Below are 15,055 nucleotides of genomic sequence, written 5' to 3'. Positions count from 1 at the left end.
CGCGCGGGCCCAACCGAGGAGTTTTCCTTGTCCTACGCGGTGGATCCGGAGCTGGCGCCCTGGCTGCCGGGGATCCCGGAGATCGACCTCGGCGATCCCCGGAAGGCTCGTGAGACCGAGCGTTCCCTGTCGGCGCAGTGCCCGGAACCGGATCTGGCCGGGCTGACCGTCGAAGATCGCGAAGTGCCCGGCCGCCACGGCGCGCCGTCGGTGCCGGTCCGCGTGTACCGGCCGCGGCAGGGGAGCGGGTGCCTGCCGGCGGTTCTGCACATGCACTCCGGTGGCTTCGTCACCGGTGGCCTGCACACCGAACACGCCGGTGCGGCGGCGATCGCCGAGTCGGTGGGCGCGGTGGTCGTCTCCGTCGACTACCGGCTCGCGCCCGAGCACCCGCATCCCGCCGCGCTCCTCGACTGCTACGCGGCGCTGCTGTGGCTGGCGGAAACGGAAGACCTCGGGGTGGACCCGGCGTGGATCGCCGTGTCCGGGCAGAACGCCGGCGGCGGGCTCGCGGCAGCCGTCGCGCTGCTGGCCCGCGACTGCGGCGGCCCGGCACTCGCGTTCCAGGCGCTCGGCACCCCGGAGCTCGACGACCGGCTCGCCACCGAGTCGATGTGGACCTGCGTGGACACTCCGGTCTGGCACCGCGGCAACGCCAAGCAGAGCTGGGCCGCCTACCTGGGCGACGAGGCCGGCGGTCCGCGCGTGTCGTCGTACGCCGCACCCGCGCGTGCCACCGACCTGACCCGGCTGCCGCCGGCGTACGTCACGGCGAGCCAGTTCGACCCGTTTCGGGACGAGGCGCTGGACTACGCGCGCCGGCTCGCGCAGGCGAACGTGCCGGTGGAACTGCACTTGTACCCGGGCACGTTCCACGGATCGACGTTCGTCGCCGGCGCCGCGGTGTCCCGCCGAATGACGGCCGATCTGGTCGACGCACTGCGGCGAGCGTCGGCCTTGGCGCTGCCGGCTTCTGCGCGGCTGCCATGAGGTGGCGCGGGAACGAGCGCTACGGTCTTGCGCCGGCGCCGGGCGGGCTCGCCCTCGTCCAGGATCTGCTCAACACCCGTCGCAGCCCGCAGGGGACCTCGGGTGACCTCTTGTCGTCGGTCCGCTCGGCTCAGGAGTGGGCGAGCGCGGCGATCGCGGAGTGGGCGGTCGCCGGCGGTGGCCGCGGCCGTGGTGTTCGGCTCAGGGCCGCCGACGTCGAGGAGCTCCGAGCGTTCCGCGACCAGCTCGTGGCTGTGGCCGGGGCCGGGGGCGAACCGTTGCCGGCCGAGCTGCGTGTCGTCGCCGGGTGGGAAGCCGGCGGCCGGCTGGTGCTCGAGCCTGCGGGCACCGGGTGGCAGGTCGTCGCGGGTGCGGTGCTGCTGGAGGTCCACCGGGCGCAGCTGCTGGACGAGTGGCGGCGGGTGAAGACCTGTCGCAGCCCGATCTGCCTGGCCGTGTTCTACGACCGGTCGCGCAACAACAGCGCGGTCTGGCACGACGTCCGCGCCTGCGGCAACGCCATCAACCTGCGCGCCTCCCGGGCGCGCGCCGCCGCCCGGGCCGGCGTTGCGCGGCCACGCCGGTGACCGCGGTGCTCACGGCGGGTTTTCCGACCACAGTGGACACTGGCGTCGCCACGCGTTCACGACACCATTCGGAGGCATGCTGAAACCAGTGAAGACATTTTTCGGACACGCCCTGACGGTTTCTTCGCCCGCCCTCGAAAAACCATTCCACGGTGACAATTCCGACCCTTGTCATCGGTCAACCGTATCCCGTAAGGTCTAACCCCATGAGCCGGTTAGAATCTTCGATGGCCCAGGTCGGCGACCTGCGAATGCACTACCAGTGTGGCGGCGACGGCCCGCCCATTTTCCTCCTGCACGGCTGGCCACAGACGTCGCACTGCTGGCACCGCGTGGCGGGCCCGCTCGCCGAAACCCACACCCTGATCGCGCCCGACCTGCGCGGATACGGGCGAACCGACAAACCCCGCGGCGGCTACGACAAGCGCACGATGGCCGCCGACCTCGCGCAGCTGGCCGAGCAGCTCGGCTTCGACCGGGTGGCCGTCGTCGGGCACGACCGCGGCGGCCGGGTCGGGCACCGCTGGGCTTTGGATCGCCCGGACCAGGTCGAGCGCCTGGCCGTGCTCGACATCGCGCCGACGCGGGAAATGTGGCGGCGGATGGATTCCGTCATTGCAAAGGAGGGTTACTGGCACTGGTTCTTCCATTTGCAGCCCGACCTGCCGGAGCTGCTGGCGGGCAGCAACATCGCCGCGTACCTCGGCTACTTCTTCGAACGCTGGACGTTCCAACGCCAGGGCCTGGCAGCAGAAGACGTCGACGAGTACGTGCGCGCGTTCTCCGCCCCGGGCGCCCTGCGCGCCGGTTTCGACGACTGCCGCGCGGCCTTCCCGGACGACGCTGACCTCGACGACGCCGATTACGCGGCGGGCAAGCGCCTCACGCAGCCCGTGCTCGCCCTGTGGGGCTTGGCCGGCCTCCTCGGCAAATTCCCGACGCTCGACATTTGGCGCGACTACGCGGACAACGTCACCGGCGCCGGCCTCGAGAACTGCGGCCACTTCCTGCCGGAGGAACAGCCCGAAGAGGTGGTGGCACACCTGCGCAAGTTCCTCGGTTGAGCCTTGATCAGCTCGCGGCCTCGGCTCGCCCGAGGGAGGGGCCGCCTTGACACCGTGGTTGCCGACGGGCACTCTGCGGAGAGATATTATGTCGGTCGTCATACATGCCTGAGTGGGGGAATGGCGTCGTGAGTCAGGGGCCCGGCACCAGGCAGCGGATGATCGGCGCCGCTCGGGAGATCATCCGGGAGCGGGGTTACCGCGCCATGTCGCTCGCCGAGGTGGTGCAGCGCAGTGCCGCGCCGCGGGGTTCGTTGTATTACCACTTTCCCCAGGGCAAGCAGCAGATCGCTGCCGAGACGGCCGGGGTGCACGCGGGCGAGCAGCTTGCGGAGATCCGTCGGCTGGCCGGCGCCGCGACCTCGGCCGCCGACTTGGTCGGCGGGTACATGGATCGGGCGCGCGACGGCATGATCGCCAGCGGTTACGGGCGTGGTTGCGCCATCGCGCCGCTGGTGACCGAGGTCGGCGAGGCTTCCGAGGAGCTCGGTGAGGCGTGCCGTCTCGGGTTCACCGAGATCGTCGAGGCGATCGCGGTCCAGTTCGTGGTGTTCGGCCTGGGTGACACGGCTGCGGTGGGGCTCGCCCATGCCGTGATCGCGGCGGTCCAGGGTGCGGAGATCACCTCGCGGGCGCTGCGCAGTCCGGAGCCGTTCGACGCCGTGCGGAGTGTGCTCGTCGAGCGGGCCCTCGCCGCAGGCGCGCCCTAGCGTTCGCGGCCGTTGTGACGGCAGGCGTTCTCGGGGCGCGACACGGGCGCTGAGCAAAATCTGACGAGCGACATATTTCGGACAGAGGGCGGGAGAACAGTGGAGGTCGAGAAGCACGCGGCGCCGCGGGCAGCGGCTGCGGCGCCCCGGGAACGGCCTCGGGCGGAGGGGCCGACCGTCGCGTTGGCGTGCGTTGCCACCGTGTTGGCGATGGTCATGTTCACGTTGCCGATGAGCACGTTGGTGACGCTGGCGAACACCATGGGCGCGAGCGTGATGGGGCGCACGTGGATGCTCAGCGCCGCCAGCATCGGACTCGGCGCGGGCCTGCTCGTCGGCGGTGCGCTGGCCGACCGGCTGGGACGCCGGACCGTCTTCGTCATCGGAGCCGCGGTCCAAGCACTTTTCCTGTTCGCCGGGGCCGGTGTGCCCAGCCCGACCCTGTTCACCATCGCTCGCATCGGTCAGGGACTCGGCGCCGCGGCCCTGGTGGCGACGAGCCTGGGACTGATCGCCCAAGTCACTTCGCCCGGACACCGGCGCACGCGAGCCACCGGCCTCTGGGGAGCAAGCCTCGGTGTCGGCATCCTCATCGGGCCCCTGCTCGCAGCGCTCCTGGAACCGGCGGCCGGCTGGCGCAGCCCTTACCTCCTCGTCGGCCTCCTCAGTGCCGGCTTGATCGCCTTCTTCCGGGCGCTGCCGGCCAACCCCGCCGGCCCCGCCGCGGCCGGCGGGCGAATCGACTATGTCGGTGCGGCGGCCCTGATCGCCGGCCCGAGCGCTGTGCTGGCCGGGCTGGTCCTCGGCCGAACAGGCTGGCTGCAACCGACGGTCCTCGCGTTCCTGGCCGCGGGGGTGCTCATCGTGGCCGCCTTCGTCTTTCACGAACGCCGCACGGAATTCCCCTTGGTGAACATCCGGCTGTTCACCAACTGGCAGTTCGTCACGGTCACCGTCGCCGCGTTCACCGCGGGGTTCGGCGTGATCTCACTGACCTCCTACACTCCGACCCTGGTCGAGCAAGGACTGCACGGCTCCTCGCTGGCCGGCTCCGTTCCGCTGGTGATCTGGTCCGGTCTGAGCGTGCTCGTCTCGCTGGTCGCGCGGCACCTTCGCGGGCGCGTCACGCCGGAAACCCAACTCGCCGCGGGGCTGATCATCATCGGCGCCGGCCTGGCGACCCTCGCACCTCTGCACGACCACGCCACGCTGCTGCGCCTGGCTCCCGGCTTCGCGATCGCCGGGATCGGAACCGGTCTGCTCAACGCCTCGCTCGGCGCCCAAGCGGTCGCCACCGTCCCCGCTCACCACGCGAGCATGGGCAGCGGCGTCAACAACACCGCCCGCTACCTCGGCTCCGGCCTCGGCGTCGCGGTCGTGACCTCGACAGTCGACCCGTCGTCACCACAAGCACTGCTGCACTCATGGGCGACCCCCGTCACCATCTGCGCCGCCATCTCCCTTGTCGTCGGCATCGCGATCCCGATCTACGCACGGGTTTCCCGGAGAACCGGCACACGCTCGGCGACCTGATCGCCGGCTTCCGGAACGCGCCGGGGCTGGGGTCAACCGGCGAACGGGTGCCACTCGGATCGAGTGTCCTCGGTGGACTGAGCGAGCCCGAAATGTAATCTTAATTATTTGTGTCCGCTATGGGCAACAGGGTGAAGTATCAGTAAGACCGTACGTTAGTAGCTTGTTCGCGAGGCTCGGGCGCCGGATTCTGTTTTCCGTTGCGCAGCGCCACTTCCCGTTCCCCTGACCACGGCCCGGCCTCGAACCGGGCCTGGTTCACCCTGCCCGGAGGAATTATGGAACTGAGACGTTATGCCGTCTTGGCCACGACCGGCGTACTTGTCGGCGCGTTGTGTATCCCCGGTACAGCGCAGGCGCAAACCACCCCGAACGCGGTACCCAACGCCCAAGCCATGGCGGTGAACGCCGCCGCCGGTCTCGTCGCGAGCCGTCCGGCCGCGTTGCACGCCAGCGCGGACGATGTTTTCGTGCAGCAGAAGGCAATCTCCTCGACCAACGGACTGCAGTACATCCCGTACGAGCGCACCTACAAGGGCCTGCCTGTGGTGGGTGGTGACTTCGTCGTCGCGACCGATTCGACGGGCCAGGTGCTGGCCACCTCGGCCGCGCAGGACCAGACCATCAACGTCGCGACGTCCGTTCCGGCCGTCACCAAGACCGCGGCCGAGGCGACTGCCCGGCAGCAGCTGTCCTCCGTGGACAGTGTGAGCGCGGCCCAGCAAGTCGTTTACGCGCTCGGCTCGCCGAAGCTGGCGTGGAAGAGCACGGCCGTCGGACGCGACGCCGAGGGCCCGAGCCGGCTCGACGTCATCGTCGACGCGGCCACCGGGAAGGTGCTCCACACGCAGGAGCACGTCATGAACGGTGACGGCACCAGCGCGTGGAACGGCCCGAACCCGGTGCACCTCGACACCACGCACTCGGGCAGCACTTACACGATGAAGGACCCGGCCATCACCAACACGTCCTGCCAGGACGCGGCCTCCAACACCACCTTCAGCGGTCCGGACGACACCTGGGGCACCGGCACCGCCACCAGCCGCGAGACCGGCTGCGTCGACGCGCTGTTCGCCGCCCAGACCGAGAACAAGATGCTCTCGCAGTGGCTGGGCCGCAACGGCTTCGACGGCAACGGCGGCGGCTGGCCGATCCGCGTCGGCCTGAACGACGAGCAAGCCTACTACGACGGCACCCAGGTCCAGGTCGGCCACAACACGCAGAACCAGTGGATCGGCTCGATCGACGTCGTCGCGCACGAGCACGGCCACGGCATCGACGACCACACACCGGGCGGCATCTCGGGCGCGGGCACCCAGGAGTTCGTCGCGGACGTCTTCGGTGCTTCGACCGAGTGGTTCGCGAACGAGCCGGCGCCGTATGACAAACCGGACTTCCTCGTCGGCGAGCAGGTCAACCTGGTCGGCTCCGGCCCGATCCGCAACATGTACAACCCGTCGGCGCTGGGCGACAAGAACTGTTACGACAGCTCGGTCCCGGGCGGCGAGGTGCACGCGGCCGCCGGCCCGGGCAACCACTGGTTCTACCTGCTGGCCGAAGGAACCAACCCGACCAACGGGCAACCGACCAGCACGACGTGCAACAACTCCACGGTCACCGGTCTCGGTGTCCAGACCGCGGTGAAGATCTTCTACAACGCGATGCTGCTCAAGACCTCGGGTAGCTCGTACCTGAAGTACCGCACCTGGACTCTGACCGCGGCGAAGAACCTGTTCCCGGGCAGCTGCGCCGAGTTCAACACCGTCAAGGCGGCGTGGGACGCGATCTCCGTGCCGGCGCAGTCGGCCGACCCGACGTGTTCGGCGACCGGCACCGTCACCGTGTCCAGCCCCGGCAACCAGTCGACCACGACGGGCTCCGCAGTGAACCTGCCGCTGTCGGCTTCGGGCGGCGCCACTCCGTACACCTGGTCGGCCACCGGCCTGCCGGCCGGCCTGTCGATCAGCACCTCCACCGGCACGATCTCGGGCACCGCGACCACCGCGGGCACCTCGAACGTCACGGTGACGGCGAGGGACTCGGCCGGCAAGACCGGCACGGCGTCGTTCACCTGGACCGTCGGAACCACCGGCGGCTGCTCCGGCCAGAAGCTCGTCAACGGCGGCTTCGAGTCGGGCATCGGCAGCTGGACCGGCACCACCGGCGCCATCGGCCAGTGGGCCTCGCAGGGCCAGGCCGCGCACGGCGGAAGCTACAGCACCTGGCTGGACGGGTACGGCAGCACGCACACCGAGTCGATCGCGCAGTCGGTGGCCATCCCGGCCGGGTGCCACGCCACGCTGACGTTCTACCTGCACATCGACTCCGCGGAAACGACCACCACGACCGCCTACGACAAGCTGACCGTCACCAACGGCAGCGCGACGCTGGGCAGCTTCTCCAACCTGAACAAGGCCTCGGGATACACCCTCCGGACGATCGACGTCTCGTCGGCCGCCGGCGGCACCCTGGCGCTGAAGTTCACCGGCACCGAGGACAGCTCGCTGCAGACGTCGTTCGTGATCGACGACGCCGCGGTGACGCTGAGCTGACGCACCTGAATCCGCACTGAGAAGGCGGGGAGACCGGAGTCCGGCTCCCCGCCTTTTCGCTTTCCGGCAAACGCAGGCACAATCGAGCGCATGGACTCCGAAGCGCTGCGCGCGACCCAGGCCCCGTTGAAGGACAAGTACCGCGACGAACCGGAGAGCGCGCTCGTCACTCTGCACGCCGACGCCGAACTGGACGGCCTCGGCATCTCCTGCAAGGTCGAGACCGGCCGCGCGATCGTCGAGGCCGGGCTGCACCCGGCGACCGGCGGCGACGGCACCCTCGCCTGCTCCGGTGACATGCTGCTCGAAGCGCTCGTCGCGTGCGCCGGGGTGACGCTGCGGGCAGTGGCGACGTCGCTGGGCCTCGAAGTGCGCGGCGGCCGCGTCCGGGCCGAGGGCGACCTCGACTTCCGCGGCACGCTGGCCGTCGCGAAGGACGCCCCAGTCGGCTTCCGCGCGATCCGGCTGTCGTTCGACCTCGACACCGACGCCGACCCCGACCAGCTCGCGACGCTGAAGAAGCTGACCGAACGCTACTGCGTCGTGTTCCAGTCGCTGCGGACACCGCCGGAGTTCGCCGTCTCGCTCGCGGCGAACTGAACCGTCCTAACGCGACAGTTGTCCGGCTCCGGGATCAGGCCATCAGCTCGGCGAGAGTCCGCAGCGTCGCAGGGTCCGCCATGTTCGCGCTGATGACGTCGACGACGGTCGTCTCCCAGGCCTGGAGGTCGTGGCGGATCTTGTGCGGGGGGCCGATCAAGGCGACTTCCTCCACCATCCGGGTGCTGACCGCGGCGATCGCCTCAGCCCGGTGGCCGTCCAGGTACAGCTGGGTGATCTTCTCGCATTCGGCCTCATAGCCCAGCCGCGTGAACATGTTGCGGTGGAAGTTCACCTCGGCCGCGCCCATGCCGCCGATGTAGAGCGCCAGCAGCGGGCGCAGGCTGTCCGCCGCGTGCTCCACGTCGTCGTCGACGCGCACGTTGACGTTGGCGACTACGGTGAACGATTCGGCGGTGTGGCGCGCGCCCGGACGGCTGAAGCCCTCGCCGAGTGCCGCGCGGTAGTACGCGTCGAGCTTGGGGCCGAAGAACATCGAGAGCCAGCCGTCCGCGATCTCGGCGGCGAGCGCGACGTTCTTCGGGCCCTGGGCACCGAGGAAGATCGGGATCTCGGGCCGCCGCGGCCGGATGTTGGCCCGCAGCGGCTTCCCGAAACCGGTGCCGCCCGCCGCGGGAATCGTGAAGTGCTCCCCGTGGAACTCGACCGGGCCTTCCCGCGCGATCACCTTCCGCACGATCTCGACGTACTCTCTCGTCATCTGCAACGGCCTGCGGTACTGCTGCCCGTACCAGCCCTCGACCACCTGCGGCCCGCTTGACCCGAGCCCGAGAATGAAGCGGCCATCGGACAGGTGATCCATGGTCATCGCGGCCATCGCGGTCGCGGTGGGCGTACGCGCCGCCATTTGCGTGCACGCGGTACCCAACGCCGGTCTGGTCGTTCGCGAACCCACCCACGCCAGTGGCGTCATGCTGTCCGAGCCGTAGGACTCGGCGGCCCAGATCGAATGCAGGCCCAGCCGTTCGGCTTCCCGTGAGCTTTCCTCGAGGAACGGATGCGGTGCCGAACTCCAATAGCCCATGTCCCAACCCAGGCGCACGCCATCCTCCTCGACGGTAATTGATCTTTTTCGGCCAATTGCGGCGAACCTTCACCAGCAAAGTCCCCAAAGCGTTGCTTGATGAAACCACAGAGCGTTCGATGACGGAACCCTGTGACCTGCAAGATCGATTGAAAAATCCTCGCTCGGCGACGCTTGCTTCCGCGCGCTGGCCGAGGTTAGAGTTCTATGACGAAACGCACTCCATCCTCATGCGTGAGCCCACTCCCCTCGCGCCGGAGGGCACCGCCGCCCCCACCGGAAGGAACGTGAATGAAGCTCGGAACTTCACTTCGCTTCATCTTCGCCGCGTCCGATGAATCCCTGCGCAAGTACCACGAAATCGTCGTCGACCGCGGAGAGTTCAGCGACATCCCGCTGGGCGTCACCGACGTCAGGCTCCAGGCCCGGCAACTGCTCGAGATCGCGAAGACCGCCGCCGAGTGGAACTTCGGCTTCCTGATGGTCGGCGACAGCCACGCCTCGTCGTACGCGAACGCTTTCGCGCCCACCCCCACGCTGGCGCGCATGCTCGCCGTCACCGGTGACATGCCCGTCGGCCTGCTCTACCTCGCGCCCTTCCACCACCCCGTGCTGGCCGCGGAGCAGGTGGGCACGCTCGCGGCGTTCGCGCCGGAACCGCTGACGCTGATCGTCGGCAACGGTGACGTGAGCGAGCAGTTCGACGGGTTCAAGATCGCCAAGGGTTCCCGCGGCCGGCGCAGCGAAGAGTTCATCACTGTCGTCCGCCGGCTCCTGGCCGGGGAGCGGTTCAGCCACGACGGCGAGTTCTTCCAGTTCGACGACCTGCAGATCAACCCGATCCCGAGCACCCCGGCGGAAATCTGGGTGGCGGCCATGGCGGGCAAGGCCGTCGAACGGGCGGGACGGCTCGGCGACGCCTGGGAAACGGCCCCCGGAACGCCGCCGGAGGAACTGGAGAAACAGCTCGAGCTCTACAGCCGGCTCTGTTCGGAACACGGCCGCGTGCCCAAGGCGGTCCTGCGCCGCGACATCTTCGTCGCGGAAACGGACGAGAAGGCGTGGGAGGCGGTCGAACCGGTCGTGGCGGCCGGATATCGCGGATTCGGCCGCGAACGGGACACCTCACTCGTCGGGTCGGCGGAAACCGTCGTGAAACGACTGGGGTTCTACCGCAAGATCGGATTCGAAACGGTACTGGTTCGCCACATCGTCGGCGATCACGGGCTGATTCTCGATTCCATGCGCCGGATCGGCGACAGCGTCATCCCCGCGATCGCAGATCTGTGATCGCCGGTTCAGAGCCAACAGGAGGAACGGGTGGAAGAAGAGCGCATCGCCATCATCGGTGGCACCGGACCGCAGGGCAGAGGACTCGCCTACCGGCTGGCGCGGTCGGGTCGCCGGGTGGTGATCGGTTCGCGTGACGTGGCGCGCGCCGAGCAGGGCGCCCGGGCGGTCAACGAGCGGCTCTCGGGCACGGAACCCGTTACGTGGGCGGAAAACCGGGAAGCGGCGGCGGGTTCGCAGGTCGTCATCCTCGCCGTCCCGTACCGCGGTCACGCCGACCTGGTGCGGTCGCTCGCCGGTTCCCTGGCCGGCAAAGTCATCGTCAGCTGCTGCAACCCGCTCGGCTTCGATCGGCGCGGCCCGTTCGGGCTGGACGTACCGGACGGCAGTGCCGCGGAGGAGCTGCAGCTGCTCGTGCCGGCGGCCCGGGTGGTGGGCGCGTTCCACCACCTGTCCGCGGTGACGCTGTGGAGCGCCAAGGAGGACCTCACGGACGAGGACGTGCTGATGGTCGGCGACGACGAGCACGCGCTCGACGTCGCGGGCGAACTGTGCGCCGCCGTCACGGGCAAGCCCGGAGTCGTCGCCGGCCCGCTGCGGCTGGCCCGTCAGCTCGAGCCCCTCACCGCCACGTTGATCAGCGTCAACAAGCGGTACCGCACCCAGGCCGGGGTACGGCTGGTCGGGGTCAACCTCCCCGAGATGGACCAGGACGTGGACATCGCCTGAGCCGGCCGCGCCGGCACACCAGGACAACTCGGCTGCGGCACAGGTGGCACAGCCGAACCCCAACCTCGCACAACGAAGTGGAGGTACTCGGGCCATGAGCGAGCTCATGAGCACGATGCAGGATTTCCCGCTGACCATGGCGGCCATGCTGCGTCACGGCAATGACGTACACCCCGACAGCCCGGTCGTCAGCGGCTCCGCGGGGCGGGTGGTCCGGGAAACGGACTTCAGTACCGTCGCCGGGAACGCGGCCCGGCTGGCAACCGCTCTGCGCGGCCTCGGCGTTCGGCCCGGCGACCGGGTCGGCACCTTCTGTTGCAACCACCAGCCCCATCTCGAAGCCTTCTACGGCGTGCCGGCGATGGGTGCCGTCCTACACCTGATCAACTCGCGCCTTTCGGACGAGCAGCTCGTCTACGTGATCGGTGACGCCGAGGACGGCGTGATCATCGTGGACGACGATCTGTTGCCCCGTCTCACCGCGTTGCTCCCGCAGCTTCCCTCGGTGCACACGCTGGTCGTGGTCGGCGAGGATCGGGGAGAACAAGTGGGTTACCGCGACCTTCTCGCGAGCGTCACGGCCCCCGACAGCTGGCCCGAGCTGGACGAGCGCGCGCCGGCCGCGGTCTGCTACACGACCGGGACGACGGGACTGCCGAAGGGCGTCGTCTACAGCCACCGCTCGATCTGGCTGCACGCGCTCGCCATCAGCTCCGGCGCCGCGTTCGCACTTTCCGACCGGGACCGGATCCTGCAGATCACCCCGATGTTCCACGTCAACGGCTGGGGCTTGCCTCACGCGGCCCTGCTCACCGGCGCGGGGATCGTGCTCCCGGGCCGGGACGTGAGTGCCGCGGCGATCACGGCGCTGACCGCCGCGGCGAAGCCGACACTGGCGGTTTCGATTCCGCTCATCTGGGCACAGGTCAAGGTCTACGCGGAAGCGCACCCGGTGGACCTGTCCTCTTTGGACTCCATCGTGTGCGCCGGCTCGTCGGTGGCTCCCGCTCTCATCGACTACTACGAGCGGGTGCACGGCACGCATCTCTTCCAGGGCTGGGGGATGACCGAGGTCAGCCCGTGGGGCGGGATTTCGCTCCCGGCGGCGCGTGACCTGGCCGATCCCGCGAAGCCTTGGCGCGACTGGTCAGGCCGGTTGCTGCCCGGCGTCGAGATGCGCGCCGTGGACGAGTTCGGCAACGTCCTCCCTCGCGACGGCGAGTCTGTCGGCGAACTGGAGATGCGCGGGCCGTGGGTCACCGGGTCGTACGTCGGCGGCACGAGTGAGGACCGCTTCAGCGCCGACGGCTGGCTGCGCACCGGCGACCTCGGTGCGCTTGATCGCCGCGGGTATTTCCGGATCACCGACCGGTCGAAGGATGTCGTCAAGTCCGGAGGCGAGTGGATTTCCTCGGTGGCGCTGGAGAACCAGCTCGACGCGCACCCGGACGTGGTCGAGTCCGCGGTGATCGGCGTGCCCGACCCGCGCTGGGAGGAACGTCCGCTCGCGGTCGTCGTCCTGTGCGAGACCGCCACCGCGTCGATGGCCGATCTGCGGGGCCACCTGGCGGCGTCGGTGCCCCGTTGGTGGTTGCCCGAACGGTGGGTACTGGCGGAAACGCTGCCCCGCACCAGCGTCGGCAAGATCGACAAGAAGCGACTTCGCGCAGTCGCGGCATCGGGGGAGTTGCGGATCGAGCACGTGCCGGGCCCCGCCCCGGCGCCGTTCCGGGGCACCGAACCGATCGCGACCGCGCGTCAACAAACAACCGGAGGCCTGTCTTGAACTCGAACAACGCCCGCTTTCCCTCGGGCTCCCCGCCGGACGAACCGGCGATCAGTCCCGCCGAGCTGAGACGAGTGCGGATCGCGACCCTGCTCGGCCAATCGACCGAGTGGTACGACTTCTTCCTGTACACCACCGCGGCGGCGCTCGTCTTCCCGCGGGTCTTCTTCAGCGCGTCGTTCAGCCCGCTGGCGGCGACGCTGTCCTCGTTCGCGACGATCGCGGTGGGGTTCGTGGCGCGCCCGGTGGGCGGCGCACTGTTCGGCCACCTCGGCGACCGGCACGGCCGCAAGAAGGCGCTGGTCATCGCGCTGGCGCTGATGGCGGCGGCGACCTTCGCCATCGGCTTGCTTCCCGGGTTCGCCGCGATCGGCATCGCCGCGCCGGCGGCCCTGCTCGTCCTGCGGATCTGCCAGGGGCTGGCGCTCGGCGGCCAATGGGGTGGCGCGGTCCTGCTCGCCACCGAGTACGCACCACGCGGAAAGCGCGGCGCCTACGGAGCATGGGCCCAGCTCGGGCTGCCGCTCGGGCTGATCGTGTCCAGCGCCGCGTTCTTCGTGGCCGCGGGTGCCACCAGCGCGGACGCCTTCTTCGCCTGGGGCTGGCGGGTTCCCTTCCTCCTCGGCGGCGCGCTCGTCGTCGTGGCGCTGCTGGTGCAGATGAGGATCGACGACACGCCCGCCTTCCGCCGTGCGGCGAAGCGACGCGGTGAAGCGCACCGGTCACCGGTGCTGCAGGTGATCAGGGAACATCCCCGGCGCATCGTCGTCACCATCGGCGTTTTCCTGGTCGTGGGCGGGTCGTTCTACGTCTACACGACCGGCACGCTGGCCTACGCCACACAGGCTCTGAAGATCTCCCGGAACACGATGCTGGTGTCGATCATGATCGGCGCCGCCGCGATGGCCGTGTCGATCGTGATCGCGTCGAGGCTGAGCGACCGGGTTGGCCGGCGCCCGGTGTTCCTCGTCGGCGCGGTCGGGACGATCCTCTGGGCTTTCCCCTATTTCGCGCTGCTCGACTCCGCCTCGCCGCCGGTCGTGGGTGTCGCGATCGCTGTCGCGATGTTCATCAACGGCGTGATGTACGGACCGACCGCGGCGCTGTTCTCGGAACTGTTCCCGGTGGCGGTGCGCTACAGCGGCGCTTCGCTCGGGTACCAGTTGTCGAACGTCGTCGGCGGCGGATTCGCACCACTCGTCATGACCTCGCTGCTGGCGTCCACCGGGACCTCGGCTTCGGTGGCCGGCTACGTGATCGTGATGGGCTTCATCACGATCGGGGCGTTGCTCGCCCTGCGGCCTTCGTGGTCGGGTCAGGGTGATGCTCGGACCACAAAAGCCGGTGACCCGGGCCGGGAGGTCCCGGCACCGTCGGCGGGCTACGGCTCGGGCTGATCATGAATTCCCGCGAAAGCTCGGGAGCGACAGTTCTTTGATCGAATGCTCATCCGTGAGCACCTGTGGGCCACGGGCGGCGGAAGCGCTGACAGTGCACGCATTCACGCCCCGAGCACAGCGATTTTTACACCCTTCAGTACTGGTCTCGTCCGAGGTATAGTTGCATCATGCGCAGGAAGAGCTTTGCTGATTTCGACTGTTCGATCGCCCAGACGCTCGAGGTCGTCGGCGAGTGGTGGACGTTGCTCATCGTCCGCGACCTGTTCGGGTTCAAAGGGCACAACCGGTTCGAGGAGCTGCAGGAAGATCTGGGCATCTCCCGGAACATCCTCACCGAGCGCCTCGAAGGACTGATCCGCAACGGCGTGGTCGAGAAGCGGGCGTACCAGGAGAACCCGCCTCGGTACGAGTACCACCTCACCCGCAAGGGCAAGGACCTGTTCCCGATCATCATGGCGCTGCTGAACTGGGGCGATGCGTGGGCGACCGGCCCCGACGGGCCCCCGGTGCTGCTGCACCACACCACGTGCGGCCACGACGCCCACGCGGTCGAGACGTGCTCGCACTGCGGCGAGCCGTTCACCGGGCGGACCGTCGAAGGGCGCGATGCCCCGTACGTCCGGCAGAAGGGGAGGCGATTCGCCTCCTGATCCGGGCTCACCACGAACCCCGGCCCGGGGCCCGCCATCGCGACACGCGATGGCGGGCCCTTTTTGCGGAGCGGATTGGTACGAGCGAAGAGAAGTCGCAGAAACTCGGCGGGTTTCGC

At 69.2% G+C, this 15,055-nt stretch carries 13 protein-coding genes; 12 read left to right on the top strand and 1 reads right to left on the bottom strand.

The window, feature by feature from the left end:
* Positions 1–27 precede the first annotated feature (27 nt).
* The 7 genes from AB0H62_RS08095 (at position 28) to AB0H62_RS08065 (ending at position 8,036) form a co-directional block, all read left to right on the top strand.
* Positions 28–990 (top strand): alpha/beta hydrolase, encoded by a 963-nt coding sequence (locus tag AB0H62_RS08095; protein ID WP_360584882.1) that lies wholly within the window; start codon positions 28–30, stop codon positions 988–990.
* On the top strand, positions 987–1,577 hold the full coding sequence (locus AB0H62_RS08090) for a CGNR zinc finger domain-containing protein (protein ID WP_360584880.1): 591 nt from the start codon (positions 987–989) through the stop codon (positions 1,575–1,577). Before AB0H62_RS08095 ends, AB0H62_RS08090 begins: the two co-directional genes overlap by 4 nt.
* 206 nt (positions 1,578–1,783) lie before the next feature.
* The gene (locus tag AB0H62_RS08085) at positions 1,784–2,641 is read left to right on the top strand and encodes an alpha/beta hydrolase (protein WP_360584878.1); all 858 of its coding nucleotides are present in this window, start codon (positions 1,784–1,786) and stop codon (positions 2,639–2,641) included.
* Positions 2,642–2,769: 128 nt separating this feature from the next.
* On the top strand, positions 2,770–3,351 hold the full coding sequence (locus AB0H62_RS08080; RefSeq protein WP_360584876.1) for a TetR/AcrR family transcriptional regulator: 582 nt from the start codon (positions 2,770–2,772) through the stop codon (positions 3,349–3,351).
* A 99-nt stretch (positions 3,352–3,450) separates the two neighbouring features.
* Positions 3,451–4,884, top strand: coding sequence for an MFS transporter (locus tag AB0H62_RS08075; protein ID WP_360584874.1), 1,434 nt, complete (start codon positions 3,451–3,453; stop codon positions 4,882–4,884).
* Between the two features lie 278 nt (positions 4,885–5,162).
* Entirely contained in the window at positions 5,163–7,436 is a 2,274-nt protein-coding gene (locus tag AB0H62_RS08070; RefSeq protein WP_360584872.1) for a M4 family metallopeptidase, read from the top strand.
* 90 nt (positions 7,437–7,526) lie between these two features.
* The gene (locus AB0H62_RS08065) at positions 7,527–8,036 is read left to right on the top strand and encodes an OsmC family protein (protein WP_220242681.1); all 510 of its coding nucleotides are present in this window, start codon (positions 7,527–7,529) and stop codon (positions 8,034–8,036) included.
* A 34-nt stretch (positions 8,037–8,070) separates the two neighbouring features.
* Here AB0H62_RS08065 and AB0H62_RS08060 read toward each other — a convergent pair whose 3' ends face one another.
* Positions 8,071–9,099: an LLM class F420-dependent oxidoreductase gene (locus AB0H62_RS08060; protein WP_220242680.1), complete on the bottom strand. Its 1,029-nt coding sequence runs from the start codon at positions 9,097–9,099 to the stop codon at positions 8,071–8,073.
* A 273-nt stretch (positions 9,100–9,372) separates the two neighbouring features.
* On the opposite strand from AB0H62_RS08060, the gene AB0H62_RS08055 reads away from it, so the two are divergent.
* The 5 genes from AB0H62_RS08055 (at position 9,373) to AB0H62_RS08035 (ending at position 14,936) form a co-directional block, all read left to right on the top strand.
* The gene (locus AB0H62_RS08055) at positions 9,373–10,371 is read left to right on the top strand and encodes an LLM class flavin-dependent oxidoreductase (protein ID WP_220242679.1); all 999 of its coding nucleotides are present in this window, start codon (positions 9,373–9,375) and stop codon (positions 10,369–10,371) included.
* 30 nt (positions 10,372–10,401) lie between these two features.
* Positions 10,402–11,100: an NADPH-dependent F420 reductase gene (gene npdG / locus AB0H62_RS08050; RefSeq protein WP_220242678.1), complete on the top strand. Its 699-nt coding sequence runs from the start codon at positions 10,402–10,404 to the stop codon at positions 11,098–11,100.
* Positions 11,101–11,194: 94 nt separating this feature from the next.
* Complete coding sequence (locus AB0H62_RS08045) at positions 11,195–12,886, top strand: long-chain-fatty-acid--CoA ligase (RefSeq protein ID WP_360584869.1); 1,692 nt, start codon at positions 11,195–11,197, stop codon at positions 12,884–12,886.
* Positions 12,883–14,283 carry an MFS transporter gene (locus tag AB0H62_RS08040; protein WP_255638255.1) on the top strand — a complete coding sequence of 467 codons (1,401 nt, stop codon included), beginning with the start codon at positions 12,883–12,885 and terminating at the stop codon, positions 14,281–14,283. Before AB0H62_RS08045 ends, AB0H62_RS08040 begins: the two co-directional genes overlap by 4 nt.
* A gap of 170 nt (positions 14,284–14,453) precedes the next feature.
* Positions 14,454–14,936, top strand: coding sequence for a helix-turn-helix domain-containing protein (locus AB0H62_RS08035; RefSeq protein ID WP_220242676.1), 483 nt, complete (start codon positions 14,454–14,456; stop codon positions 14,934–14,936).
* Positions 14,937–15,055 lie beyond the last annotated feature (119 nt).

Source organism: Amycolatopsis sp. NPDC050768, from assembly GCF_040654155.1.
GTDB lineage: Bacteria > Actinomycetota > Actinomycetes > Mycobacteriales > Pseudonocardiaceae > Amycolatopsis.
Note: the sequence above shows the minus strand (reverse complement) of the source record. Positions and strands in the feature narration are given on the sequence as shown.

Excerpts from the sequence above, each read along its gene's own strand:
- AB0H62_RS08055 (WP_220242679.1), top strand. The coding sequence starts at position 9,373 with ATGAAGCTCGGAACTTCACTTCGCTTCATCTTCGCCGCGTCCGATGAA.
- AB0H62_RS08085 (WP_360584878.1), top strand. The coding sequence starts at position 1,784 with ATGAGCCGGTTAGAATCTTCGATGGCCCAGGTCGGCGACCTGCGAATG.
- AB0H62_RS08035 (WP_220242676.1), top strand. The coding sequence starts at position 14,454 with ATGCGCAGGAAGAGCTTTGCTGATTTCGACTGTTCGATCGCCCAGACG.
- AB0H62_RS08065 (WP_220242681.1), top strand. The coding sequence starts at position 7,527 with ATGGACTCCGAAGCGCTGCGCGCGACCCAGGCCCCGTTGAAGGACAAG.
- AB0H62_RS08090 (WP_360584880.1), top strand. The coding sequence starts at position 987 with ATGAGGTGGCGCGGGAACGAGCGCTACGGTCTTGCGCCGGCGCCGGGC.
- AB0H62_RS08045 (WP_360584869.1), top strand. The coding sequence starts at position 11,195 with ATGAGCGAGCTCATGAGCACGATGCAGGATTTCCCGCTGACCATGGCG.
- AB0H62_RS08070 (WP_360584872.1), top strand. The coding sequence starts at position 5,163 with ATGGAACTGAGACGTTATGCCGTCTTGGCCACGACCGGCGTACTTGTC.